This window comes from Rhodococcus sp. IEGM 1305 (genome assembly GCF_030058635.1).
Taxonomy (GTDB): Bacteria; Actinomycetota; Actinomycetes; order Mycobacteriales; family Mycobacteriaceae; genus Rhodococcus_F; species Rhodococcus_F opacus_D.
Genome location: NZ_JASHKX010000002.1, coordinates 336693 through 362261, shown reverse-complemented (window position 1 = coordinate 362261; position 25569 = coordinate 336693). Strand labels below are relative to the sequence as shown.

The 25569-nt window shown below is 69.7% G+C and carries 18 protein-coding genes and 1 pseudogene; 12 read left to right on the top strand and 7 right to left on the bottom strand.

Translation table 11 applies throughout. The annotated features are described in order from the left end of the window. Positions 1-17: 17 nt before the first annotated feature. Both QM693_RS05275 and QM693_RS05270 read right to left on the bottom strand, forming a co-directional pair. A complete protein-coding gene (locus tag QM693_RS05275) occupies positions 18-2315 on the bottom strand; it encodes a VanW family protein (RefSeq protein WP_283351630.1) in 2298 nt (765 codons plus the stop codon). Positions 2316-2645: 330 nt separating this feature from the next. Then, positions 2646-3980 carry an acetyl-CoA C-acetyltransferase gene (locus tag QM693_RS05270; RefSeq protein ID WP_061700443.1) on the bottom strand — a complete coding sequence of 445 codons (1335 nt, stop codon included), beginning with the start codon at positions 3978-3980 and terminating at the stop codon, positions 2646-2648. A gap of 130 nt (positions 3981-4110) precedes the next feature. On the opposite strand from QM693_RS05270, the gene QM693_RS05265 reads away from it, so the two are divergent. Together QM693_RS05265 and QM693_RS05260 are read left to right on the top strand one after the other, a co-directional pair. Continuing rightward, positions 4111-5457: a 3-oxoacyl-ACP reductase gene (locus QM693_RS05265; protein WP_283351629.1), complete on the top strand. Its 1347-nt coding sequence runs from the start codon at positions 4111-4113 to the stop codon at positions 5455-5457. Next, on the top strand, positions 5457-6320 hold the full coding sequence (locus QM693_RS05260; protein WP_283351628.1) for a MaoC/PaaZ C-terminal domain-containing protein: 864 nt from the start codon (positions 5457-5459) through the stop codon (positions 6318-6320). The genes QM693_RS05265 and QM693_RS05260 overlap by 1 nt, the downstream gene beginning before the upstream one ends. Positions 6321-6368: 48 nt before the next feature. Here QM693_RS05260 and QM693_RS05255 read toward each other — a convergent pair whose 3' ends face one another. Both QM693_RS05255 and QM693_RS05250 read right to left on the bottom strand, forming a co-directional pair. Beyond that, a complete protein-coding gene (locus QM693_RS05255) occupies positions 6369-6968 on the bottom strand; it encodes a TetR/AcrR family transcriptional regulator (protein WP_280780642.1) in 600 nt (199 codons plus the stop codon). Between the two features lie 102 nt (positions 6969-7070). Then, the gene (locus tag QM693_RS05250) at positions 7071-8246 is read right to left on the bottom strand and encodes a glycoside hydrolase family 3 N-terminal domain-containing protein (RefSeq protein ID WP_283351627.1); all 1176 of its coding nucleotides are present in this window, start codon (positions 8244-8246) and stop codon (positions 7071-7073) included. A gap of 118 nt (positions 8247-8364) precedes the next feature. Here QM693_RS05250 and QM693_RS05245 point away from each other — a divergent pair, with 118 nt between their 5' ends. From QM693_RS05245 to QM693_RS37570, 4 genes are all read left to right on the top strand, one after another. Further along, positions 8365-8832, top strand: a complete 468-nt coding sequence (locus QM693_RS05245) for a universal stress protein (RefSeq protein WP_005243718.1) — start codon at positions 8365-8367, stop codon at positions 8830-8832. A 29-nt stretch (positions 8833-8861) separates the two neighbouring features. After that, positions 8862-9953 (top strand): isochorismate synthase, encoded by a 1092-nt coding sequence (locus QM693_RS05240; protein ID WP_283351626.1) that lies wholly within the window; start codon positions 8862-8864, stop codon positions 9951-9953. 127 nt (positions 9954-10080) lie between these two features. Beyond that, complete coding sequence (locus QM693_RS05235; protein ID WP_005258546.1) at positions 10081-10254, top strand: DUF2613 domain-containing protein; 174 nt, start codon at positions 10081-10083, stop codon at positions 10252-10254. A gap of 46 nt (positions 10255-10300) precedes the next feature. Next, entirely contained in the window at positions 10301-14620 is a 4320-nt protein-coding gene (locus QM693_RS37570) for an alpha-(1->3)-arabinofuranosyltransferase domain-containing protein (RefSeq protein WP_349307483.1), read from the top strand. A 23-nt stretch (positions 14621-14643) separates the two neighbouring features. Here the strand turns inward: QM693_RS37570 and QM693_RS05225 are convergent. Continuing rightward, positions 14644-15690: pseudogene (locus QM693_RS05225) on the bottom strand (acyltransferase family protein); the annotation flags it as partial. A gap of 220 nt (positions 15691-15910) precedes the next feature. Between QM693_RS05225 and pgfA the strand changes: the two are divergent. Then, positions 15911-17065, top strand: a complete 1155-nt coding sequence (gene pgfA / locus QM693_RS05220; protein ID WP_280780638.1) for a cell envelope lipid trafficking protein PgfA — start codon at positions 15911-15913, stop codon at positions 17063-17065. Positions 17066-17198: 133 nt separating this feature from the next. Here pgfA and QM693_RS05215 read toward each other — a convergent pair whose 3' ends face one another. Next, entirely contained in the window at positions 17199-18407 is a 1209-nt protein-coding gene (locus tag QM693_RS05215; protein WP_349307482.1) for a polysaccharide biosynthesis protein, read from the bottom strand. Between the two features lie 54 nt (positions 18408-18461). On the opposite strand from QM693_RS05215, the gene QM693_RS05210 reads away from it, so the two are divergent. Further along, entirely contained in the window at positions 18462-20183 is a 1722-nt protein-coding gene (locus tag QM693_RS05210; protein WP_283351624.1) for an MmpA family trehalose lipid delivery protein, read from the top strand. Here the strand turns inward: QM693_RS05210 and QM693_RS05205 are convergent. Continuing rightward, positions 20124-21344 carry a glycosyltransferase family 4 protein gene (locus tag QM693_RS05205; RefSeq protein WP_280780861.1) on the bottom strand — a complete coding sequence of 407 codons (1221 nt, stop codon included), beginning with the start codon at positions 21342-21344 and terminating at the stop codon, positions 20124-20126. The two genes, QM693_RS05210 and QM693_RS05205, sit on opposite strands and share 60 nt — an antisense overlap. A 174-nt stretch (positions 21345-21518) precedes the next feature. Between QM693_RS05205 and QM693_RS05200 the strand changes: the two genes are divergently transcribed. From QM693_RS05200 to QM693_RS05185, 4 genes are all read left to right on the top strand, one after another. After that, complete coding sequence (locus QM693_RS05200) at positions 21519-22274, top strand: class I SAM-dependent methyltransferase (protein WP_283351805.1); 756 nt, start codon at positions 21519-21521, stop codon at positions 22272-22274. Positions 22275-22276: 2 nt separating this feature from the next. After that, a complete protein-coding gene (locus QM693_RS05195) occupies positions 22277-23164 on the top strand; it encodes an ROK family protein (protein WP_283351623.1) in 888 nt (295 codons plus the stop codon). Positions 23165-23244: 80 nt separating this feature from the next. Further along, entirely contained in the window at positions 23245-24414 is a 1170-nt protein-coding gene (locus QM693_RS05190; protein ID WP_283351622.1) for a phosphotransferase family protein, read from the top strand. After that, complete coding sequence (locus QM693_RS05185) at positions 24411-25556, top strand: Rv3169 family protein (protein WP_283351621.1); 1146 nt, start codon at positions 24411-24413, stop codon at positions 25554-25556. Before QM693_RS05190 ends, QM693_RS05185 begins: the two co-directional genes overlap by 4 nt. Positions 25557-25569 lie beyond the last annotated feature (13 nt).

The following is a 25569-nucleotide window of genomic DNA, read 5'->3' as shown; positions in this document are numbered from 1 at the left end:
ACCGAGAAGTGGTGCGGCTACTCGCCGTCGTTCGGATTCGGCTTCGGGGTGGTGGGCTTCGGGCTTTCCGCCGGGGCGGAGGGGGCCGGCGAGGCGGCGGGGGTGCGCTCGTCGGGTTTGGGTGCGGCGGCGGGTTCCTCGCACTTGACGATCGGGACGGGGTCGTAGCGGACCGTCCTGGTGTTCCGGGAGATTTCCTGACCGGTCGCGTGATCGGAGATCACCCGGGTGTCGCTGGCGGTGAATCCCGGTGCGCCACTGGAGGCGATGCAGTGATCGCCGGCGGGCAGGGTGACCGTGTCGGGCTCCGTCGGCTTGGTCCGGTTACCGGTGATCGACTCGACGTCGACCGTCTTGGTTCCCCAGAACCGGATGGTCAGATCCGAGGCGCCGCCGATGGCCTGGATCATCACGCCCGTCTTGGCGGTGTTGCGGAACTGCAGGTCGATGGCGCCTTCGAAGACGGTGGCCTCACGCGCCTCGGGGTAACGCGAGATGTAGTACGAGTGCTCGGTGTGCGCGACGTCCTCCATGCCGGCGAAATACGCGGCGTTGTAGAGCGTCGTCGCCACCTGGCTCACACCGCCGCCGACCGCGGTGTCCGGGCGACCGTTATTGATGATGCCCGACTCCACATAGCCCTGGGCCGTGCCGCGCGGGCCGGTGTACCCGTTGAGGGAGAACGTGTCGCCCGGCTTGATGAGCGCCCCGTTGATCTCACTGGCGGCGAGGCGGATGTTGGTACCCGACGCCGCAGAGAAGCCGCCGGTCGTGAACTCGCCGATCACTTCCTTCACGCCGAGCGCCTGCGCGGCCTCCGTGGTGAGGGCGGGCGGGACAGGTCCGTACACCGCGGCAGTGGCGTGAGAACCGTTGCCGCGCAACAACTCGGGCAACGTCTCCAACGTCTTGGGCCACTGCACCAGGTCGCCGACGACCGCGGGGACGACGGCGGGCGATCCGCCGTCGAGCGTGATCGTCGCGTCCTTCGGTGCGATCTCCGTCGAGACGAGCTGCGGCGCCAGGATGCCGATCGCAGCCTCGGTGTTGTAGGTGGGCTTCAGCCCACCGTTGCCGTCCGGTTCGAAGCCGACGATGGCACCGATCTGCTGACGCGCCGCGGTCGCGACCTTGCCGTCACGACCGGTCACCACCAGATCGGCGGAGGCAGCTGGCACCGCCACCTCGGCGAGCGCCCGCTGGACGCCTTCCTTCGTCACCGTCACGGGCACGACGTCGACAGGCAGGTCCACGGTCCGGCCGAACGCCCATTCCTCGGTCAACGCCGCCTCGGCGCCCTCGCCGTTCAGGTTCTGCCCGGTCGACGGGTCCACCGGAACCGGGGTCGGGCCCTCGAACACGACGGTCCCCTCACGGGACGCGCGATCGGTCTCACTGCGGAGGCCGTCGACGGCGGAGGCCAGCGCGGCCTCGTCACGGGTCGACACCACACCGATCTCGTCGGTGGTGAAGAACGACGTGAGCCTCGTGAACGGGTTGAGCGGCTGCGAATCGGCCCGGTCGAGGGTGGCCTCCCAGTCGACACCGAGCCCGGCGGCCGACGGAACGAGTTGCGTCGACACGTCGCCGGCAGTCACCGTCAGCGGCTGATCGGCGCGCGGGCCGACCTGCGCCTGCAGAATGGCCTCGGCCTCCTCGCGGGACGAACCGCCCACGTCGACGCCTGCCACCGTCACCCCGCGCGGGACGTTCCCGGAGGACACCGCGAGGTCCGCGGCGTACGCGATGCCGATCAGGGCGATCACACCACCGGTGACCGCTGCGATCTTCACCCAGGGAGCACGGGCAGGTTTGGTCGGTTCCGCTGACGGCTCGGCGGGCGCGGAAGTTTCCGGTGCCGGCTGCGGCGGGACCTGCGCCGCGGCAGCCGGAGCCACCACGGTCGGCTCGTCCGCCGGTGTGGTGTACGCCGCCGTGGGCCCGGGGACGGGTCCCGGCGGAATCGCGGGGATCACCTGCGTGACGTCCTCGTTGGCCGGGGGCTCCACCCACAACGGCGCGTCGGGAGCCTGCTCCTCGGAGCGTTCCCCGAGGTCACCGAGGTTCAGCTGCGCCGTCGGGGCGTCGTCGGCACTCGGCTGTTCCGCCTGATCCTCGAGAGCCGGGGCATCGTCGACGGCCGGAGCGTCCTCGGGAGCCGGAGCGTTTTCGGGTTCCGGGGCATCGTCGGGAGCGGGGACCTCGGCGGCCGGGTCGGCCACATTCTCGGGTTCGACACTCTCGGGCGTCGCGGAAGGGTCCGGCGTCGACCGTTCGGGTGCCTTGCTCCCCTTGTCGCCGTCTTCGTCGTTCACCGTGGCCCTCTCACCGAGTTGTCCTTCGTGCGGGCCTCAGCTTGCCGTCGGTGCTCGTTGCATTTCAAGCGCGATCCGATCCGAGCGAGGCCCGGTCGAGACCCCCACGTCAGCGTACCGGCCGCCGGAAATGCAAGAGCCCCGCGCTGCTGCCAGGTCGGGGGTCAGGCAGCAACACGGGGCTGACAGGGATATCGCCAGCTAATCTCCAGCGTTACACCTGTCGGAAAAGACTTCGGGGATCCGGCCACCCCTCGTTGCCGGATCCCCGCTCGCACTGCGCGCACGCTGGCCTTTCCGGTCTCCCAGCTACCGGAAAGGCCAGTCGGATCACGCCTCTATGATTGCCGTCACACCCTGGCCGCCGGCGGCGCAAATCGAGATCAGGCCGCGGCCCGAGCCCTTCTCCGCCAGCATCTTGGCGAGCGAGGCGACGATGCGGCCGCCGGTCGCGGCGAACGGGTGCCCCGCCGCCAGCGAGGACCCGTTGACGTTGAGCTTGCTGCGGTCGATGGACCCCAGTGCGCCGTCGAGGCCCAGGCGTTCCTTGCAGTACTCGTCCGATTCGAACGCCTGCAGCGTCGCCAGCACGACGGACGCGAACGCCTCGTGGATCTCGTAGTAGTCGAAATCCTGCAGGGTGAGGCCGTTGCGGGCCAGCAGGCGCGGGATGGCGTACGTCGGCGCCATCAGGAGCCCGTCCTTGCCGTGGATGTAGTCGACGGCCGCGGTCTCGGAGTCGACGAGATGTGCGAGCACCGGAAGCTTGCGCTCGGCGGCCCATTCGTCCGTGGACAGCAGGACTGCGGACGCGCCGTCGGTGAGCGGGGTGGAGTTACCCGCCGTCATCGTGGCGTCGCCCGCCTTCACCCCGAAGACCGGCTTCAGCTTGGCCAGCTTCTCGGCGCTGGAGTCGGGCCGCAGGTTGTCGTCGCGGGTGAGTCCGAGGAACGGCGTCACCAGGTCGTCGAAGAATCCGCGGTCGTAGGCGGCGGCCATGTTCTGGTGGCTGGCGGCGGCGAGTTCGTCCTGGTCCTCACGGCGGACGCCGAATTCCTTGGCCGTGATGGCGGCGTGCTCGCCCATGGACAGCCCGGTGCGGGGCTCGCCGTTGCGGGGGATCTCGATGCCGAGCATGGACGGGCGGACGTTGCCGAGGAGCTTGATGCGGTCGCCGGTGCTCTTCGCGCGGTTCAGCGACAGCAGGAACTCGCGCAGTTCGTCGTTGACGCCGATCGGCGCGTCCGACGTGGTGTCGACGCCGCCGCCGACACCCGCATCGATGCGGCCGGCCGCGATCGCGTCACCGACGGCGACGATCGACTGCAGTCCGGTGCCGCATGCCTGCTGCAGGTCGAAGGCCGGCGTGTACGGGCTGAGGGCGCTGCCGAGGACGCATTCGCGCATCAGGTTGAAGTCGCGGCTGTGCTTGAGCACGGCGCCGCCTGCGACGAGGCCCAGCTTCTCGCCCTGGAGGTTGAAGCGGCTCACCAGTCCGTCGAGGGTGGCGGTGAACATGTCCTGGTTGGACGCCTGCGCGTACTTCCGGTCGGAGCGGGCGAACGGAATGCGGTTTCCGCCGACGATCGCGACGGGACGCTGCTGCTTTCCGCCTGGCTTCGGCGCCGCTGCGGAGTTCGAGTTGGTGCGAGCTTTGCTGGTCACTGACGTCTCCAAGGATCTGGTGCGATTACCTGTTGGCTACTATTCTTACTCAGGAGTAAGTTACTTGTCGACACCGCACTTCACTCGGTGCTCGGTGACTGACCGCCAAACGACGACAGAAGGTAGGACCGTGGCAGCCAGCAAGGGAGCTCCCGACCTCTATTCCCAGTTCCTCTCATCCGCACCCGGCGCATTCATCGCCGCGAAAGCAGGACTGCCGCGACCCGAGAACCTGCGGCGATACAAGCACGGCGAACCGCCGCTCGCCGGCCCGGTCCTGATCGGCGGCAAGGGCCGTCTCGTCGAGCCGTTGCGCGAACTGCTGTCCGACTACCCCGCCGCGGGATCGGGTGACGACACGTACGGCGCATTGGTGTTCGACGCCACAGGCATCGGTTCGGTCACCGAACTCGAGCAGTTGTTCGAGTTCTTCCAGCCGGTCGTCCGCAACCTCGCGCCGTCCGCGCGCGTCGTCGTCATCGGCACCACCCCCGAGGAGACGTCCGGCGTCGACGAGCACATCGCCCAGCGCGCGCTCGAGGGCTTCACCCGCAGCGTCGGCAAGGAGGTCAAGCGCGGCGCCACGGCTCAGCTCGTCTACGTCTCGCCGAAGGCCTCCGCAGGACTGTCGGGTCTCGAATCCACGCTGCGGTTCCTGCTGTCGGCCAAGTCCGCGTTCGTCAGCGGCCAGGTCATCCGGGTCGGCGCCGAGGATTCCGTCGCACCCGCCGACTGGGACAAGCCGCTCGACGGGAAGGTCGCCATCGTCACCGGTGCGGCCCGCGGCATCGGCGCGACCATCGCCGAGGTCCTCTCCCGCGACGGCGCGCACGTCATCTGCGCCGACATTCCGGCCGCCGGTGAGGCGCTGTCGGAAACCGCCAACAAGGTCGGTGGCACGTCCCTCGCGCTGGACGTGACCGCGGACGACGCGGCCGACAAGCTCGCCGAGTTCGTCCTCGAACGGCACGGCGGCGCGGACATCATCGTCCACAACGCCGGCATCACCCGCGACAAGACCCTCGCCAACATGGACGAAGGCCGCTGGAACATGGTGATCGGCGTCAACCTCCTTGCACCGCAGCGCATCACCGATGCCCTCGTCGCCAAGGGTGCACTGAAGGAAGGTGGCCGCGTCATCGACGTCTCCTCCATCGCCGGTATCGCGGGCAACCGGGGCCAGACCAACTACGGCACCTCCAAGGCCGGTGTCATCGGACTCGTGCAGGCCTCCGCGCCGGTGCTCGCGGCGAAGAAGATCACGATCAACGCCGTCGCACCGGGCTTCATCGAGACGGCGATGACCGCGGCGATCCCCTTCGCCACCCGCGAGGCCGGACGTCGGATGAGCTCCCTGCTGCAGGGCGGCGAGACCGTCGACGTCGCCGAGACCGTGGCCTACTTCGCGAGCCCCGCGTCCAACGCCGTCACCGGACAGATCGTCCGTGTCTGCGGCCAGAGCCTGCTGGGGGCGTGATGTCCGGCAAGGTCGTGCAACTCACGGAGAAGCCGGGCACGCTCGACATCTACACCCGGGCCGTGCGCAGCGCGCTGCCGGTCATCGGCGCGAGCGGGCACAGTGCCCCGGACACGACGCTGGTCTTGAACGGGGTGCGCGTCGACCCCGACAACCTGGCGGCGTACGACCGGGTGACGGGGCTGCGGTTCGGCGACCACCTGCCGCTGACGTACCCGTTCACGCTGGTGTTTCCGGTCGTGATGAAGCTGATGGTGTCCGACGGTTTCCCCTTCCCCGCCATCGGTTCGGTGCACGCGGAGAACGTCATCGAACAGTTCCGTCCCATCTCGGTGATCGAGCCCCTGGACGTGTCGGTGCACGCGGAGAATCTGCGTGAGCACCGCAAGGGACTCCTGATCGACGTGATCAGCGAGATCCGGGTCGGACGCGAACTGGTGTGGAAGCAGACGTCGACGTTCCTGCGTCAGCAGAAGACGTCGCTGTCCGGTCAGCCCGGCCCCGAGCCGAAGGCCGAGGAGGAGCCGCCGCGCCCGCTGCGGACGCTGCGGGTTGATCAGAAGACGATCGGCAGGTACGCCGCGGTGTCCGGTGACCGGAACCCGATTCACGTGTCGACGTTGGGCGCCAAGGCTTTCGGGTTTCCGAAGACCATCGCGCACGGCATGTGGAGTGCGGCCGCCGTCCTCGGGTCGGTGGAGGGCCGGATCCCGGACGCCGTCACGTACAGCGTGCGCTTCGGCAAGCCGATCCTGCTGCCGTCCACGCTGAACGTGTACGCCGATCAGACCGGCGACGGCTGGGATCTGTCGATCAAGCACCCGAAGAAGGGGTACCCGCACCTCACCGCGACACTGCGCTGACGGGGACGAACGGGACGTTCGTTCGATCTGATCGAACGAACGTCCCGTTCACTCCGGCTTCTTCTTGCCCGCGAGGCCGCGCCACGCCAGGGATTCCAGCAGATCGGCGGCGGCGTCGACCTCGATCTCGCCGCCGGCGACGCGGTCGGCCACGGCCTCACCCGCACCGACGAGGGCGATGGCGATCAGTTCGAAATCCTGTCCAGGCTGGGGATCCTTGGTGCTGGACTCGAGCAGGTGCGCGGTCAGCTCGATCAGCCGGTCGCGGCTCGACTGCACCGACCCCACGAACGCCTGCTGCCCCATCGCCTGGCGATACAGCACCATCCACGACTTGCGGTGCTTGCCCACGAATCCGAGAAACCCTTCGAGGGCCCGGCGCAGCTGTTCGCGCGGACTCAGCCCCGGATCGCCCGCCGGAGCGAGCGCCTCGACGAAGCGCAGGCCCTCGCGTTGGATGCACGCCGCGAACAGTTCGTCCTTGGAACCGTAGTAGAGGTACAGCATCGGCTTCGAGATTTCCGCCTTGGCCGCGATCGCGTCCATGGACGTTTCGTGAAAACCTCTGTCGGAGAAGACGTCGACAGCAGCGTCGAGCATCTGCTGCTCGCGCACTGCGCGCGGCAGTCGCTTGGTGCCGCCGGCCATTCGTCCTCCATCATCGTCGAACCCGCTATCTTACTCTACGGTAATAAAGTGGGCCCGACCGGCGGACGAGAAGAATACCAGCACCCGGTCGCGGACTCCGCACTAGCAGGCGATGACGCCCTTGGCGCGCGCGACGGTCAGGACCGCCTCGTCGACACGCTGCTGCGGCAGCTTGCCCGAGGCCACAACGCTTTCGAGGTGATCGAGCACCCGCGGGACGTCGTCGGTGGTGAGCCACAGGGCGACATCGACACCGGATTCCAGCGCGGTCTCGACGGCGACGGTGATGTCGTAGCGGTCGGTGATCGCCTGCATGCCGCTGAGGTCGTCGGTAAAGATCGGGCCGGCGAACGGCGGCGCCCCGTATCCGGCGCCGCCGCGCAGCAGCGCCACGGCGTCGGGACTGATGCTGGCGGGAATCCCGGGTGCGGTCAGACCCGGCACCTCGAGGTGGCCGAGCATGACGCCGACACCCGTGGACACCAGGTTCCGGAACGGGACGAGGTCCTTCGTCTGCAACTGCTCGAGCGGCGGGGTGGTGACGGCCCCGGTGTGTGAGTCGCCGGACGCCGATCCGTGTCCGGGGAAGTGCTTGATGACGGGCAGGATTCCCGCGTCCCGCATTCCGCGCGCATACGCGTCGGCGTAGCGGGTGACCACGGCGGGATCGTCGGAGTAGGAGCGGTCGCCGATCACGCTGTCGTCCGGCTGGCTGCTCACGTCCACGTCGGGGGCGAAGTTCACGGTGACACCGAGGTCCTTCAGTCCGCGACCGCGCTCGAGCGCCATCTGGTACGTCTGTTCCTCCGTCATCGTGGCTGCGGTCTGCCGGGCGGACGGATCGGCTCCGAGCAGGTTCTCGACGCGCGACACGCGCCCACCCTCCTCGTCGATCGTCACCATCAGGGGCAGCGACGAAGCCGACGCCACCTGGGGAATCTCACGGTTCGCGAGCATGGCCTCGTCGGTCCAGCTTCCGACGAAGATGCCGCCGATCTGCTCGTCACGGACCACCTGAGCCGCATCCGCCGTCCCGGTCACTCCGACGTTCAGCAGCTGAGCGAGCTTGCGCCGCAACGGCAAAGATTGCAGGAACTCCGTCTCGCACGACGCCGGCGCGGCGGCGGGCGCTGCGGTGCCGGTGTGCGACGCCGGCTCGACGGAGGACGGCGACGGTGCCGTCGAGGACGACTCCGCGACCGTCCCGCCACCACCCGACGAACATCCGGCGACGAGGCCGGTACAGGCAGCGAGCGCGAGTGCATACTTGATCCGCATGGGTTCGACGGTAGCCCAGTTCGCCGTCGGCACCCCCGCGGCAGGCGCCGAATCGACGACCGCTGCCGCCCGTCTTGGTAATCTGGACACAGAGGAAGCCCGTACTCAGGAGGTCGTAGTGCCCGGTGGTTTGATGTTGATCGCCTACGACGGATCCGACAACGCCAAGCGTGCGGTGGAGTGCGCAGGTCGTTTCCTCGCCTCCAATCGCGCTGTGCTGGTGACGGTGTGGGAGCCGATGGTCCGTCAGGCCGCCCGCATGTCAGGTCTGTCCGGTGTGATGCAACCCGAGTGGGTGCCCGACGAGGAGACCGAGGACGTCGCGTTCTCCGACGCGAAGGTCACCAACGAAGAGGGTGTCCAACTCGCCGAGGCCGCCGGACTCGCCACCGAGGGTCGCTGCATCGAGTGCACCAGCACGATCTGGACGGCCATCGTCGAGACGTCCGACGAACTCGCGGTCGACATCATCGTCACCGGCACCCGGGGCACCACCGGCCTGCGGTCGTTGCTGCAGAGCAGCGTCGCCGACCACGTGTTGCGCCACAGTCACCGCCCGGTGCTGATCGTGCCTCCCGGGAAGTAGTCCGGACGCCCGACTACTGTCGGGTGACCATGGACGGCTTCCTTCTCTCCCGCGCCGACCGGACGTTGCGTACGTCCGGTGCGCGGCACGGGTACGACACCGCGGCAGCCGCTGTCGCGGCCCTCGCGAACGGTGATACCGAGTTGATCGTCGGAGCGCTGCCGTTCGATCCCCAGCGTCCTGCCGCGCTGACCGCCCCGGAATCGTGGGAGTTCACGGACGGTCCGTGGCGGCCCGGCACCGTTCCCGACCTCCCGCCCGTACGCCTCACGCGACAAATCCCCGACCCCGCCGAGCACGTGGTGCGGGTGCGGTCCCTCGTCGACCGCCTGCGCGAGGGCATCCTCGGCAAGGTGGTGGCCGCACGCAGCGTCACTCTCCGTTCGGACACCCCTATCTCCGCAGAAGCGTTGGCCGCGAGAATGATTCACCAGAATCCCACCGCGAACGGGTTCGCCGTCGACCTCTCCGCGGCCGGCGAGGGCTTCCGCGGACGCAGCCTCGTCGGCGCCAGCCCCGAGGTGCTGCTCAGTCGGCGCGGGCGACGCGTCACCTGCCGTCCCCTCGCCGGAACAGCCCCGCGGCGCGCCGATCCGGAGGCCGACGAGAAGGAAGGTCGCGGCCTCCTAGAGTCCACGAAGAACCTGGCCGAGCACGCGTTCGTCACTGCCTGGATCAGGGAGGTCCTGGCGCCGCTTTGCACCGAGTTGACCGTCCCGGACTCCCCGGTTCTGACGAGCACGCACGAGGTGTGGCATCTCGCGACCCCCATCGAAGGCGTGCTGCGCGACGCGTCGACCAGCGCTTTGAGCCTGGCCACCCGGTTGCACCCGACCCCCGCGGTGTGCGGCACCCCCACCGACCTCGCCCTCGCGACCATCCGGGACGCCGAGGAGGATCGGCGGTTCTACGGCGGCGCCGTCGGGTGGTGCGACGGCGACGGCGACGGCGACTGGGTGGTGGCCATCCGCTGCGCCGAGATCGCCGCGGACGGACTCGAGGCACGGGCGACGGCGGGCGGGGGCATCGTCGCCGAGTCCGACCCGGAGTCCGAACTCGACGAGACGACCACCAAACTGCGCACGCTGCTCCGGGCGCTCGGAGTGCAGCAGAGCCTGTGAACTGCAGAAACGGTGGCCCACGAGCACCAATCAGCAGTTCGGCGGCCCGTGGGTGATACCTTGACCCGAGCAATTCGTACGCGGGAGTAGCCGTGTGCGTCGATGGCACGACGGTGGGAGATGTCTGATGGGGAAGTTCCTTGTGCCCGGTGTGGTCAGCGCCGTGGTCGGTGTCGCTCTCGGCACCGTGGCGACGCTCGGCATCACCGCAGCCGCACAGGACAACACGCGTCCCGAGATCGACCGCAGCGGCAACGCGGATTCCTCGCTCCTGAACCAGGTTGAGTACGGCAGCCGCTGAGAGCGCCGGCTCAACAAGTTCCCGCACTTCCCCCGAGTCGGCGGCCATGTCGTCCATGGCGCCCTCGGCGGAGCCTCTGTCACGGCGGTGGCTGTTCGGCGCCTCTGTCGTAGCGTTTCTTCTCGCATTTCTCCAAACCCCCGGCCGGCTCGCCGCTGACACCAAGTACGACCTGTCCCAGAATCCGATCGGATTCCTGGAACGGGCCGCGCATCAGTGGAGCAGCCAGGCCCCCATGGGTCAGGTGCAGAACCAGGCCTACGGTTACTTCTTTCCGCACGGCGCGTTCTTCGCGCTCGGCGACATCCTGAGCGTCCCGCCGTGGATCACCCAGCGGATCTGGTGGGCCCTGCTGCTCGTCGCCGGATTCTGGGGCATCGTCCGTCTCGCCGAGGCGCTCGGCGTCGGCAGCCGTTCGTCCCGGATCATCGCCGGTGTCGCGTTCGCGTTCTCCCCCCGTGTCCTCACCACCCTCGGTTCGATCTCGTCGGAAACCCTCCCGATGATGCTGGCGCCGTGGGTCCTTCTGCCCGTTGTCGTCGCCCTCGCCCATGTGAGTGACAATGCGTCCCGGGACACACGGTGGCACTCACCTGCACGGCTGGCGGCCCAGTCGGCGCTCGCCGTCGCGTTGATGGGTGCGGTGAACGCCGTCGCGACCGTCGCCGCGTGTCTCGTCGCAGGTCTGTGGTGGATCGCGCACCGGCCGAACCGTCGGTGGTGGGTGTTCACCGCCTGGTGGTTCCCATTCCTGGCGCTGGCCACGCTGTGGTGGATCGTGCCGCTGCTGCTGCTCGGCAAGGTGAGCCCGCCGTTCCTCGACTACATCGAGTCGTCCGGGGTGACCACGCAGTGGACGTCCCTCGCCGAGATCCTCCGCGGCACCGACAGCTGGACGCCGTTCGTCTCCCCTGAGCGCATCGCAGGCGCGGTCCTCGTCACCCAGCCCGCCGCGGTCGCGGCGACCGGGCTGATCGCCGCCGCCGGGCTCGCCGGACTGTGTATGCGGTCGATGCCGGCCCGCGGTCGCCTCACTCTGATCCTGTTCGTCGGTGTCGCCGGACTCGCGGCCGGGTACATCGGCGAACTGGGCTCCCCGTTCGCCGAGCAGGTGCGACTGTTCCTCGACTCCACCGGGGCACCCCTCCGGAACGTCCACAAACTCGAGCCGCTCGTCCGACTGCCCCTCGTGCTCGGGCTGGCGCACCTGCTGGCGAAGGTGCCGCTGCCCGGGTCCGTGCCGGTCGCGCGGTGGCGCAGCGCGTTCGCGCACCCCGAGCGCGAACCGATGGTCGCGGTGACGAGCCTGGTGCTGGTCGCCCTCACCCTGGCGACGTCGCTGGCGTGGACGGGCAAGCTCGCACCGCGGGGCACGTATTCCGAGGTCCCCGACTACTGGCAGCAGGCCGCCTCGTGGCTGGAGGACAACGCCGGGGGCACGAGCCCCGACGGTTCCGACGCGGAGCGTGCGCTCGTGGTGCCGGGCGCACCGTTCGGCAGCCAGCTCTGGGGTCTCACCCGCGACGAGCCGATGCAGGCGCTGGCGTCCACGCCGTGGGCGTCCCGCGACGCCGTCCCTCTCACCCCGCCCGGCACCATCCGGGCCATGGACTCGATCCAGCGGCTGATCACGGACGGCCGCCCGTCGGATGGCATGGCGCAGACCCTGCTCGGCCAGGGCATCCATTACCTCGTCCTCCGCAACGACCTCGACCCCGAGACGTCGCGGTCGACGCGCCCACTGCTCGCGCACCAGGCCGTTACCGGCTCGCCCGGATTCACGCAGGTCGCGGAATTCGGCGAGGACATCGGTCCCGGCGATGTCGAAGGCCTGGTGATCGACAGCGACCTGCGTCCCCGGTACCCGGCGATCGAGATCTTCGAGGTGTCGATGCCGGACGGTTCGCCGACGACGAGCGGGCCGTACACCGCGAACCTCGACGGCATCCCCCGGGTGCAGGGCGGGCCCGAATCGCTGCAACGCCTGCGGGAGAACGGCGCCCTGCCCGGAGCCGGACCGGTACTGCTGGCCGCGGACGCGACGCGCGCCGGACTACCGGTCGACGACGTCACCGTCACGGACACGCCCCGGAACCGGGAAACCGATTACGGCCAGGTCGACAATCACAGTTCGGCACTGCGCACCGCGGACGACGCCCGCCGCACGTTCAATCTCGTCCCCGACTATCCGGTGGCGGACACCCCGCTGGTGGAGGGGCAGTGGGAGGGCGCGACGCTGAGCGTGTCGAGTGCGGCGTCCGACGCCACGCAACTCGGCGGCACCTCCCCGGCCAGCAGCGCCGCCGCGACCGTCGACGGTGACCCGGCGACGGGCTGGTTCAGCAACGGCATCGAGCGGGCGCTGGGCCAGTGGCTCCAGATCGACTTCGACACCCCACCCACGAGTTCTCTGCTGCACATCACGACCAGCCCGGCGGCGATCGGCGCCCCCGTCCGCTGGATGGAGGTGTCGACCCCCAACGGCAGCACGGCCGTGAAGGTGGATGCCCCGGGCAAACCGATCGCCGTGTCCGTTCCCGGCGGTGTCACCCCGTGGGTGCGGATCACCGCGACCCGAACCGAGAACGGTTCCGCGGGAACGCAGTTCGGCATCAGCGAGGTGTCGGTCGAGGACTTCTCCCAGCGTGACGCCCCGGTAACCGTGCCGATCCGGTACCGGACCGTGTTGCCTTCCACTCCTCAGGGTGCGTCCGTCTCGGGTTGGGATCTCAGCCAGGAACTCCCCGGCCGCAACTCGTGCGCCGAGTCCCCGGACCGCGTGCGGTGCAGTAACGCCTTCGTCCTGCCGCCCGAGGAGGTCGGCACGTTCGAGAGAACGTTGTCGGTGCCCGAACCCACCGCGGTCACGCCGCAGCTCGTGCTGCGGGCACGGCATGGCGCACCACTGGAAGAGATTCTCACTCAACGGGATTCGCCGTCCGCCCATGGGACCAGCAACATCACCGACCTTCGTGGGTCGGCGTTCGCCGCCACCGACAACGATCCGCGTACCAGCTGGTCGGCGAAGCAGGACACCACCAGCGGCAAGGGCGCGAAACCGACCCTCACGATCGACCTTCCCCAACCCACGCTGGTCACCGGCCTGCAACTGACGCCCAGCGCGGGCGCCGTGCCCGCCGCCCCCGACCGGGTCGCCGTCGACCTCGGGAACGGACCGCAGGTGCGCGACGTCGACGAGGACGAGGACGACGGGACCGTGACGGTCGAACCCCGGGTGACCGACCGGATAGTGCTCAGCCTCGTGTCCTGGAAGAGCACCCTCGATCAGAACGCGCTGGGTTTCGCCCAGCTGCAGCCGGCGGGCCTCGCCGAGGTCGGGGTGCTGGGCGAGGACGGCGTCCTGCTGCCCGGTTCGGGTCCGGCCGACGACGCCGGCGCCCGCCCGGTGACGGTGCCCTGCGAGGAGGGGCCGGTCGTGACGATCGGCGGGCAGCCGGTGCGCACGAGCGTCACGGCAACCGTCGGGCAAGTGCTCTCCGGTGACCCGGTTCCCGCAACCCTCTGTGACACCCCCGGCCCCGTCCCGCTGGGAGCCGGATCCCAGGACGTGACCGTCGACCCGGGGTCGGCGTTCTTCGTCGACAGTCTCCGCCTCGACGCCGGACCGCAGGCCAAGGCCATTCCGACCGAGCAGGTGTCGACCACCGCATGGACGGAGAACCACCGGGAACTCACGGTGCCCCGCTCGGACGCCGAGCGCGTCGTCGTCGTCCCCGAGAGCACCAACGTCGGCTGGGTGGCCACCGCACCGGACGGCAGCGAACTGACACCGATCGTCGTGGACGGCTGGCAGCAGGGGTGGATCCTGCCCGCGGGAACCGAGGGGACGGTGACCCTCGACTTCCCCACCGACCACTGGTACCGCCTGGGGATCTTCGGCGGTCTACTCCTGCTGATTCCGCTGATCGCCGCCGCACTGTGGCCGCGCCGCGCACGCGAGCGCGATCCCGGCCCGGCACCGCGGACCTGGGGCAGCGCGACGGTCGGGTGGCTGGGAATCCTCGCTGCCGCCACCGTGATCGGTGGTCCCGTCGGCGCGGCGACGACGGTCGTGGTGACGCTACTGGCCGTCACCCTCGTCCGCCTACGCGGAACCGCCACCACCGCGCGCGTGCTGGTGGGGGTCGCCGGAGCGTCGACGATGCTCGGCATGGCGATGCTCTCCACCGGCCCGTGGCGCGCACCCGGCGGGTACGTGGGGCACTCGTTCCTCGTTCAGTTCCCGCTGCTGCTGGCGCTCGTCGCCACCGGGCTGGCGGTGCTGCCGCTCGGACGGTCCGTGCTCCTGGCACGCGCCTCCCAGCGCTTGACGGCGCGGCGAGCAGGTTCCTCCACCAACGCGTAACTGGCCGACGCGACCGCGACGCTCATCACGGTCGTGAGGAACAGGATGTAGACGAAGTGGCCGGTGAACGGAACGAGCCCGAACACCGGAAAGACGATCGACAGCACCGCGAGGTGCCAGATGAAGATGCCGTACGACCAGCGGCCCACTGCGAGAGCGAGCGGACTCGCGAGGTAACGGTGGGTGGACGTGTCGGACAGCACCAGCGGGGCCATCAGCGCGAAGCTGATGACGGCGCCGAGCGCCATCTTGACGGCGTACTGCCACGGTTCGGGACGCACCAGCCCCTCCGGGCCGGCCAGATCGGTCGCGGTGAGCGCGAATGCCACTGCGGCGACGAGAAACATCCGGACGCGATGATGCGCCCAGCGGTGCATTCGCCCGGGCGGACTCACCGCCAGCTCGGCGAGCAACATCCCGGCTCCGAACCAGGGCAGGTACCCCGGTAACCAGTTGTCGTGATGAATGCCACCCGGCGTCGACACCGGCACGAATGCCCACGTCAGACTCACCGCGATCAACGCGAGAATCGCCGGAACCCGCAGCCGCGCAGCCGGACCCCGCAACCGGACCAGCGCGAACGCCAGCAGCGGAAGCACCAGGTAGAAGGCCACCTCCACCGACAGACTCCACATCTGGGTCAAACCGTCGGTGAGCGTAAGGGGCACGAACACCTGCACGAGACCGAGATTCGCCCACCACGTGCGGTAACTCGCGTTCGCGGTGGGCAGGAACGTCAACACCACCGCCACGGCGACCCAGTACGCGGGCAGGATGCGCGTCGCCCGCGAGATCCAGTACCGGACGATTCCCTGGGCGGGGCCCATCCCCCGCGCCGCCCCGGCATGGCTGCGCCACAACAGGAATCCGGACAGCGCGAAGAAGACCGCCACCGCCAGATCGAATCGTCCCCAGATGCGCCCGAGAACGGGCACGTGCGTCGCACCGGTCTGGAACGCGACGTGCGTCACGAGCACCCCCAGCGCCGCGAGACCGCGCATTCCCTCGAGTGCGGGAATGAAACTGCGCGGCGGTGCGGTCGTGCTCGTGGTGGTGGCCGAGGTGCTCATCACCAACAGTGTGCCTGGTCCGGGGGCTGTGACGGAAAACTCCGTTCGAGTCACTTCGCTGGCGAACGGCCGATGCGTTTACTATCCGATGGGGCAAATGCGCATTCGAGACTGTTAGTGTTTTGCCTCACGTGGTGTCGATGTGGGCTCCATGCGATCCGTGCAGCCGTGCTGCCGGTGGGGGAATCTCAATCGACAGAATTGGGTTAGGAGAGAAAGCATGGCGGAGCGCTCAGGGCCGAGCCGGATACTTGCTTGCATTCTGGTGGGCCTCGGTGCCTTCCTCTTGGCCGTCGCCATTCTCATTCCCACCTACACGGTGGGCAAATTGGAGAAGACGCCCTTGGACCTCGAAGTGACCACGATCGCCGAAGGTTCCGGCAGCGTGCTCAACTCGCAGGCTCTTCTCGCAGGCAAGGCCGAAGTCAACACGAACGTTCCACTGGTGTCACAGCGCTACGTCACCACCGAAGACCCCGCGGACGCGGACGTCGTCACTCTCCAGGCGGGGCAGACGCTGCGTCGCACCGACAAGCAGGGCGACACCGGACTGCTGTCCGCGATCGTCGACCGCAACACCGTCGACCGCAAGACGTCGATGCCGACCAACGACCCGGTGGGCACCATCCAGACGCAGCCCAACCAGCCTGCCGAGGAAGTTCCGCGCGACGGACTGCAGTACAAGTTCCCGTTCAACTCGGAGAAGCAGAGCTACCCCTACTTCGACCTGAACGCGCGCGCCACCCAGGACATCAACTTCGTCGAGGAGACGGAGATCAACGGCCTGAAGGTGTACCACTACAACCAGACGATCGATCCGGTCGACTTGTCGAAGGTGGTCAGCTCGCCCACCAACAAGCTGACGCTGCCCGCCGAGGCGTGGGGCGTCCCCGGTGGCACCCTCCCCGTCACGATGACCCGCTGGTACACCAACGTGCGCGACCTGTGGGTCGAGCCCGAGACCGGTGTCGTCGTCAAGGGCCAGGAGCAGCTGCACCAGTACTACGCCCGCAACAAGGACAAGCCGGAGATCGACGTCCTGAAGGTGGAACTGCCGTTCAACGAGCAGACCATCGAATACCAGGTCCAGCAGGCCAAGGACGGCATGGACAAGATCAGCACGTTCGGTCGCACCGTGCCGATCATCGCCGGCATCCTCGGTGTCATCGCACTGATCGCGGGACTCGTCCTGGGTCTGCGCGGCGGCAAGGGCAGGCAGCCCGCGCACACCGCTGGCGACGACTACCCGCCGAGCGACGGTGGCCGCCACGTCGACCTGGACAAGTCGGAGGCTCCCACCGAGCAGCACGACTGGACCACGGACAAGACGGAAGAGATTCCCGTGCAAGATCCGCGCAGGTACGACGAGCGCTAGCTGTAAGGAGCCGGACGCCACGTAGTCCGGTGCGAAGGGGACCGCGGTAGTGCACCGAGGTCCCCTTCGTCGTTCCCGGGGGCCTGTGCTGTGTCGCCCGATGCCACAGGCGGCTCGTCGGACCGAACGGATGTCACATCGGGCGCGGGGCATCGCGCCGCGCGCTGCGCACGGCGAGGACGCTGGCGACCAGTGCGGTGCTCGACGCGACCGTCACGGCGACGGCGATGAACTGCCCGATCGTGGACGCGAGGGTCAGCATGCCGGTCATCTCGACGGCGAAGCCGATCCAGGCGATCACGGCGAGGTGCGTCCGCTCCCCCGCGATGGCGGACAGCAGGGCGCCCTGCAGGACGGCCAGGCAGGCACCGTGGAGCGCGAACAGCCACAACAGCGACTGGACGGGCCGGTATGCGTCGCCGACCAGGAGCGGGACGAGGGGGGCGGCCACCGCGACGGCCGCGACGAGGACCGCACCGAGTCCGACGAGGACGGCGAGCGCCGACCGGATCGCCTGGACGGAGTGCGCGGGATTCGCCATCCGCGGATAGAGCACCACCCCGACGGCCTGCGGCAGCCAGAACGCGGCCTTGGTGGCGACGGCGCCCAGCGCGTACAGGCCGGCGTCGTCGTTGCTGAGCACGATCCGGGCGATCACCAGGTCCATCGACGACAACGCGATCAGCGCCAATTGCACCTGCGACGCCTTCAGCACGGCCGCGACGCCGATCCGGGTGCTCGACTCCCCGGTGATCGCGGAATCGGCGAACAGGCGCGCACACAGGGCCACCAGCCCCGTGCCGACCGCACTCGCGGCGAGGGCGAGGCCCGGCCCGGCGCCGACGGCCAGAACCACGACCGCGGGTACGACCTTCGCGATACCCGCGGCCGCGAGGACGACGCTGAGCGGACCGAACCGTGCCGCGCCCTGCAGCAGTCCCTGCTCGGTGGCGAGCAGGACCAGGACGGGCGCCGTGATGAGCGCCGAGAACGTGGCGAGCATGCCGGTGTCGAGGGCCCACGACACGAGGGGGGCGAGCAGCATCGCGGCGACCGCGACGATCACCGCGCAGCGGTACCCCAGCAGGCGGACCGCGTGGGCTCCCTTGCCCCGGACCACCTCGCGGGCGACGACGGTCTGCAGCGCGAGAGCGGGGACGGCGAGGACGAGTTGGGCCGCGAGCAGGCTCGCGAACTCCCCGTAGCCGGCCGGGCCGAGCCAGCGGCTCGCCGGCAGATGCAGCAGGTAGGACGCGATGTTCGCGATCATCGAGCCCGCCGTCACCATCGTCACCCCGGCGACCGCCGAGCTGGTGAGGGTCTGGCGTGGCATGCGCCCCATGATGCACTACGTGCCCTGCGAGCCGGGTCGATGCACCACGTATCGTGACGGCCCATGACCGCCCGGCGCCGAGCATCGTTCGTCGCGCCGGTCTACAGCCTCCTTCTGGCGTTGCTGATCCTCGGGCCGCTGCTCGGTCCGGGCTATCTGCTGTTGCGGGACGCGGTCAGCACTCCCCGCTCGTATCTCACCGACTCGGCGCTCGGCCTCACGGACGCCGCCGCGCGGGCCGTGCCGCAGGACGCTCTGCTCGCGACGCTGAGCGTTTTCGTCGACGGCGGCCTGGTGGTGAAGGCGATCCTGCTGCTGGCGCTGTGGGCGGCGGGCTGGGGTGCCGCCCGGGTGGTCCGCACCGTCCTGCCGACGGCGGGGCTCGGACCGCAGCTCGTCGCCGCGACGGTGACGGTGTGGAACCCGTACGTCGCCGAGCGACTGCTGCAGGGGCACTGGAGCCTGCTGACCGGGTACGCGGCGCTGCCGTGGACGGTGTGCGCGGCGGTCGCGATTCGACGGGGTCACCGCCGGGGGTGGTTCGCCCTCGCGGCCTGCCTCGCCGCGGCCGGTCTGACCCCCACCGGGGCGTTGCTCGCGGCGGTGACGGCGGTGGCCGTCCTCGCGCTCCTCGGCGGACGATCGGCCGCGTGGCTCCGGGTGACGGGCGCGCTGGGCCTGTTCGTCGTCGCGAGCGCGCCGTGGCTGGCGGCCACGGCACTGGCCGGCGGCGGCGGGGACGGCTCCGATCCCGCAGGGGTCGCGGCGTTCGCGGCGCGCGCCGAGCCGGGGCTGGCGACGCTGGGCAGTCTCGCCGGACTCGGCGGCGTGTGGAACGAGACCGCCGTCCCGGACACCCGGACCACACTGTTCGCCCTCGTCGGAACGGTCCTGCTGCTCGGGGTCGTCTTGTGCGGACTCCCGGCGCTGTGGCGGCGGCGACGGCATCCCGTGGTGGCCGCACTGACAGCGCTCGCGCTGGTGGCGGTGCTGCTGCCCGCACTCGGCGCGACCGCGTGGGGACTCGACGTCGGCCGCTGGCTGGTGCAGAACGTGCCCGGCGCGGGATTGCTCCGGGACGCGCAGAAGTGGGTGGCGCTCGCGGCGCCGCTGTATGCGCTCGCCGCCGCGGCCGCGGTGCTGCGACGCCCCGGCACGTGGTCCGTCTCGGCCGTCCTGGTCGTGCTGCTCGCCCTCCCCGACCTCGCGTGGGGCGTCGGGGGCGCGCTGCGCCCGGTCCACTATCCGCCGTCGTGGGAGCAGGTGGCCGCCGAGGTGGCGCACGAGTCGGACAGCGGGGACGTCGCCGTGCTGCCCACCGGCATGTTCCGCAAGTTCTCCTACAGCGGTGCCGCTCCCGTTCTGGACCCCGCCCCGAGGATGCTGCCGGATGACGTGCTGCAGACGGGCGAGCTGGTGGTGGCCGGTGGCACGGTGACGGGCGAGGGGTCCCGGGCGCAGCAGGTGGAACGGGTGCTGCTCACCGGCGGTTCCGCCGCCGAACTCGCGCCGCTGGGCGTCCGGTGGGTCCTGGTCGAGCGCGACACGCCCGGGCCGCGCGGCGAATCCGCGACCACCCTGGCCGGTCTGGAGCGACAGTTCTCGGACGGGCATCTGGAGCTGTACCGCGTCGTCGGCGACGTCGCGCGGCACGAGGCGTCCGACCGCGCGCGTGCGACGGTGGTCGCGGCCCACGTGCTGTGGGCGCTGCTGCTGGCCGGCGGTCTACTCGGCGCGGGCGTGCTCGAGGCCCGGACGCGCCAGCGCCGGCGACACCAGCCCTGACGTCCGCAGGCCCGCGGCCGTGCCCGCCAGCACCTCGTGGACGCCGTTACCGGTGTGCTTCCAGGAGAACTCACCCGCGCGGACCCGCGCCTTCTCCCCGAGGACCATGCGTGTCTCGGGGTCGAGCAGGAGGGTGTTGACGGCCGCGGTGAGTTCGCCGACGTCGGCCGTCGCCGCTTCCGCACTGCCGACCAGCACACCGGTCACGCCGTCGACGATCGAATCCGTCAGCCCCTTGGAGCTGCGGTAACCGACGGTCGGGACCCCGTGCTGTGCGGCCTCGATGACGGCCAGACCCCAGCCCTCCTTGCGGGACGGCATGACGTGCACCCAGGACTGCGACAGCAACTGGTGCTTACGGGTTTCGTCGACGTGCCCGTGGAACGTGACGGCGTCGCCGATGCCCAGTTCGTGCGCGCGGTCGCGGAGATTCTGTTCCCACCAGCCGCCACCGATGACGTCGAGGTGCACATCGGCGATCGTGGGACGCAACGCCGCGACGGTCTCGAGGGCGTCCTCGATCTGCTTGTGCGGCACCAGCCGGGACAGGACGCACACACTGGGGTGCACGGTACGGGTGTCGGCGCCGCCGATGTCCACGCCGACAGGAATGTCGTCGGCGCCGTTGCGTACCACCGCGATCCGTTCGCGCTCGACACCGAGTTCGACGAGTTCGTCGGCGGACGGCAGCGACACGGTGAGGTACTGGTCGTCCCGGTGGGTGCGCGGCGACAACCGTGATTCCACCCACCAGCCGATCTTGCCCATCAACCGGCCCGCCACGGGCCACTGCTCGCGATGACAGTGATGCACGAGCAGCGTCACGGGTGCACCGGCGACGACGCGGGAGAAGAACGGGATGCCGTTCTGGGTGTCGATGACGGCGTCGGGCCGGATGCCTCGCAGCGGCCCGAAGCCGAGCCGGCCCGCGGCGATCGCGGCGAGGGCGCGGGGGTAGACGCTGTACCGTCCGCCCGCCCGGCTGATCTCGATGCCGTCGACGGTCTCCTTCTTGGCGGCGCCGCGGTAACCGGCGGTGCGGAGGGTGACCTTGATTCCCCGCGCCGCGAGCTGGGCGCCGACCTCCTCGAGGTACCGCTCACTGCCGCCGCCCTGCGGGTGACCGGTGTCGCGCCAGCAGAGCAGCAGAACCTCTCGCACGTTCATATACTCCTGTGGTCGGTGCGGTACATGTGGTCTCGGGGCGGGACGTTCCGCGCTGTAGTCCCCGAACACCCTATCGGTCGCGTTCCACCGGATGTTGCAGCCACCGCGAACGGATTGCGGCCCCGGCGGCTGCACTCGCTAAGGTTCAGTCTCGTGACGACGCCTCCCGTGACCCGGCGATTCGGTCGACGGGCAACGCTGAAGCGGTCGTTCGGCCTGCTCAGCGACTTCCGGCACGAACAGACCGCACCCGACCTGTTCTACGGCGCCCTCGCCCGCGACTCCGTCGAACTGATCGGTGACCTGTACGGCGGTCTCACCGACTCGGATCTCACCGGGACGACGGTCCTGGACGTCGGCGGCGGCCCCGGTTACTTCGCGGACGTGTTCCAGCAGGCCGGCGCCCGGTACGTCCCGGTGGAGCCGGATCCGTCCGAGATGCATGCGGCGGGCCTCGCCGTGGGCGGCGCGGTCCGCGGGTCGGGGTTGGCGCTGCCGTTCCGGACGTCGTCGGTGGACATCTGCTTCTCCTCCAATGTCGCCGAACACGTCAGCGAACCGTGGGCAATGGCGGACGAGATGGTCCGGGTGACGAAACCCGGCGGCCTGATCGTGCTGTCCTACACATTGTGGTGGGGCCCGTTCGGCGGCCACGAGACCGGGCCGTGGCATGTACTGGGCGGTGAGTACGCCGCCCGCCGCTACCTGCGCAAGAACGGCCGCGAACCCAAGAACCGCTACGGTGTCTCGCTGTTCAAAGTGGGTGCGGCCGACGGACTTCGGTGGGCCCGGCGCGCCCCGGGCGCGGACTTCCTGGCGGCCTTCCCCCGCTACCACCCGCGCTGGGCGTGGTGGATGGTGCGCGTCCCCGGACTGCGGGAGTTCCTGGTGAGCAACCTCGTTCTCGTGTTGCGGAAGCACTGACCGTGGTCGCGCTGGCTCTCGACATCGGTGGCACCAAGATGGCCGCCGGGATCGTCGACGCGGCCGGCACGGTGCCGCATCCGGCGACCACCCCCACGCCGGAGACCGGCGTCGCGGACGCGTGCGCCGCGCTGCTGCGCGAGGTTGCGGGAGCGGCGACGATCACGTCGGTCGGCATCGCGTGCGCGGGACCGGTCGACACGGTCGCCGGCACCGCGTCACCCATCAACATCGACGAGTGGTCGGGCGGATTCGGCCTGGTCGGCTTGGTGCAGGAACTTTTTCCCGGCGTCCCCGCGAGGCTGGCGATGGACGGTGCCGCCGCCGCTCTCGGCGAGCATCACCACGGTGCCGGGCGCGGTGCCCCCGACCTGCTGAGCCTGGTCGTGTCCACCGGTATCGGCGGCGGAGTGGTCCTCGGCGGCCGCATCGCCACCGGCCGGACCGGAAACGCGGGTCACATCGGTCACCTGGTGGTCCCCGGCGGAACCGAGCCGTGCACGTGCGGCGGGGTGGGGTGTCTGGAGACGGTGGCGAGCGGACCCTCGTCCGTGCGCTGGGCCCGCTCCCGGGGATGGCGCGGCACGACGGGCGTCGAATTGGCGAGGGCCGCCGCGGACGGGAACGACGTCGCCGTGGCCGCCCTCGACCGCGCGGGGACCGCACTGGGGCAGGCCATCGCGTCCGCGGCAGCCCTCCTCGACGTCGATCTCGCGGTGATCGGTGGCGGATTCGCGCAGGCCGGACCCGCGTTGTGGGACCCGATGCGCAGGGCCGCCGCCCGCCACGCCCGGTTGTCGTTCGTCGCGGATCTGCGGGTGGTCCCGGCGGAACTCGGCGCCTCCGGAACCCTCGTCGGGGCGGGAGTCCTGGCCGTCGACGAGGGCTGACGCAGCGGGATCTCCTCACCTGTTCCGAAATTCTGTAACGTGTTCTAGTGTTCAGGGTCACACCACGTTCAGGAGAGGAGGTGACCGTGAGCGCGAGCACTGCCCGATCCGCCGACGACTCCGATCACTCGTCCGAAGTCGCCCGGCCCACTGACTCCCGCCGCGATCCGGAGGTGCTGCGAGACGCGCTGCAACGCTGGCTCGCCGCCCAATTGCCCGCCGACGCCGCACCAGAGGTCACGCACGTCCACCTCCCCGACGCCAACGGCATGTCGAGCGAGACCATCCTGTTCGACGCCACCTGGTCCGGAGAGGTTCACCCACTGGTCGCGCGGGTCGCGCCTGCCGACACGACGATGCCCGTCTTCCCGGAGTACGACCTCGACGGACAGTTCCAGGTGATGGCACAGGTCCGGGAACACTCCGCCGTCCCGGTCCCGGTCGTCTACTGGTCCGAATCCGATCCCGGTCCGCTGGGCGCCCCGTTCTTCGTCATGGCCCGCGTCTCCGGGCAGGTCCCGCCGGACGTGATGCCCTACAACTTCGGGTCGTGGGTGACGGAGGCGACCGAGGAGCAGCGCGCGCTGCTGCAGCACAGTGCGGTGAATGTGCTTGCGCAGCTGCACGACATCGACCGACCGTGGGAGCGGTTCGCGTTCCTGCGACTGCCCGGCTCCGGTCCCACCGTCACCGAGGCGCTCGCCGCGCACATCCGGCAGCAACGCGACTACTACGAATGGACGACGCTGTCCGGTCCCCGGTCCCCGCTGATCGAACGCGGCTTCGCGTGGATGGAGGAGAACCTCCCGGACGACCCCTCCCCCGCCGTGTTCTGCTGGGGCGACGCCCGTATCGGCAACATGATGTTCGAGGACTTCCGGCCCGTGGCCGTACTCGACTGGGAGATGGTCGCACTCGGGCCCCGCGAACTCGACCTGGGCTGGATGACGTACCTGCACCGGTTCTTCGAGGACATCGCCGCGGCCGCCGGACTCGACGGGATGCCCGACTTCCTGCGCCTCGACGACCTCGCCGCCCTGTACGAGGAGCTGACGGGCCACACGCCCCGCGATCTCGAGTACTACACCGCCTACGCGGCACTGCGGCAGGCCACCATCATGCTGCGGATCCAGGAGCGCGCCATCCACTTCGGACAGGCCGTCGCTCCGGAGGACCCGGACGACATGATCATGCACCGCGCGTCGCTGGAGGCGATGCTCGACGGCACGTACTGGGAGAAGATCCGATGACCGCCGACTACGCGGGAAATCCGCTCTCCCCGATGGACGACTACCCCATCCATCAGGTGGCCGAACCCATCCGGCGCGTCGCCACGTCCGACCGCAACTTCTACGACCGCTACTACTTCAACTGCTATCCCTCGGCCGAGTCCGACCTCTTCCTCATCATCGGTCTCGGTCAGTACCCCAATCTCGGGGTGACGGACGCGTTCGCGGTGCTCCGCCGCGGCGACGACCACATCGTCGTCCGCGGGTCGGCGGCGCTGGGTCACGACCGCGCCGTCAGCACCGTCGGTCCGTTCCGCGTCGAGGTCCTCGAGGGTCTGCAACGCTTGCGGGTGGTGCTCGAGCCCGGCGACTACGACCTCTCCTTCGATCTCACCTTCGACGGCGCGATCCCCGCGACGCTGGAGCCCCGCCACTTCCGCAGGCAACTCGAGCGCGTCACGTTCGATACGAGCCGATTCGTCCAGACCGGCACCTGGGCAGGCGAACTCACGATCGACGGGCAGAGGCGCCCCGTCACCCCCGACACCTGGCGCGGCAACCGCGACCGGTCGTGGGGGGTGCGCCCCGTCGGCGAGTCCGAGCCGCCCGGACGGCGCGCGGTCGACGGGATCCAGAACTTCTTCTGGATCTACTCGGTGATGCAGTTCGACGACTACTCCGTCTCCGTCGTCCTGCAGGAGGACGAACTCGGCAGGCGCATCGTCGAGGAAGCCGTCCGCGTCTGGCCGGACGCCGACCGCGAACCCGAATGGCTGGGCCGACCCGAACACGAGCTGAAGTTCGAACCGGGGACACGCGACGTCACGTCGGCGTCGCTGAGTTTCCACCGCCCGACCGGCGAGGTCGTCACCGTCACCTGCGACCTGCTGGTTCCCAACTACATCGGTATCGGCACGGGGTACGGCCTCGAAGCCGATTGGCGTCACGGCATGTGGCAGGGCGAACTCGTGGTGCAGGGACTGCGCAAACGCGCGTCCGAGATCGAACCGGGACTCCGGATGTTCTGCCCCGTCGACAATCTCACCCGCTTCCGGCTCGAGGACGGCGGCGAGACCGTCGTCGGGACAGGGCTGTTCGAGGTCGCGGCGATCGGCCCACACGCACGGTACGGATTCGACAGTTTCACCGACACCGCCTCCTGACCGGGGGAACGAC

Bases quoted from the DNA above. Each gene is read 5' to 3' on its own strand.
- QM693_RS05260 (WP_283351628.1), top strand. From the start codon at position 5,457: ATGTCCGGCAAGGTCGTGCAACTCACGGAGAAGCCGGGCACGCTCGAC.
- QM693_RS05255 (WP_280780642.1), bottom strand. From the start codon at position 6,968: ATGGCCGGCGGCACCAAGCGACTGCCGCGCGCAGTGCGCGAGCAGCAG.
- QM693_RS05250 (WP_283351627.1), bottom strand. From the start codon at position 8,246: ATGCGGATCAAGTATGCACTCGCGCTCGCTGCCTGTACCGGCCTCGTC.
- QM693_RS05240 (WP_283351626.1), top strand. From the start codon at position 8,862: ATGGACGGCTTCCTTCTCTCCCGCGCCGACCGGACGTTGCGTACGTCC.
- QM693_RS05235 (WP_005258546.1), top strand. From the start codon at position 10,081: ATGGGGAAGTTCCTTGTGCCCGGTGTGGTCAGCGCCGTGGTCGGTGTC.
- QM693_RS37570 (WP_349307483.1), top strand. From the start codon at position 10,301: ATGTCGTCCATGGCGCCCTCGGCGGAGCCTCTGTCACGGCGGTGGCTG.
- pgfA (WP_280780638.1), top strand. From the start codon at position 15,911: ATGGCGGAGCGCTCAGGGCCGAGCCGGATACTTGCTTGCATTCTGGTG.
- QM693_RS05215 (WP_349307482.1), bottom strand. From the start codon at position 18,407: ATGGGGCGCATGCCACGCCAGACCCTCACCAGCTCGGCGGTCGCCGGG.
- QM693_RS05210 (WP_283351624.1), top strand. From the start codon at position 18,462: ATGACCGCCCGGCGCCGAGCATCGTTCGTCGCGCCGGTCTACAGCCTC.
- QM693_RS05185 (WP_283351621.1), top strand. From the start codon at position 24,411: ATGACCGCCGACTACGCGGGAAATCCGCTCTCCCCGATGGACGACTAC.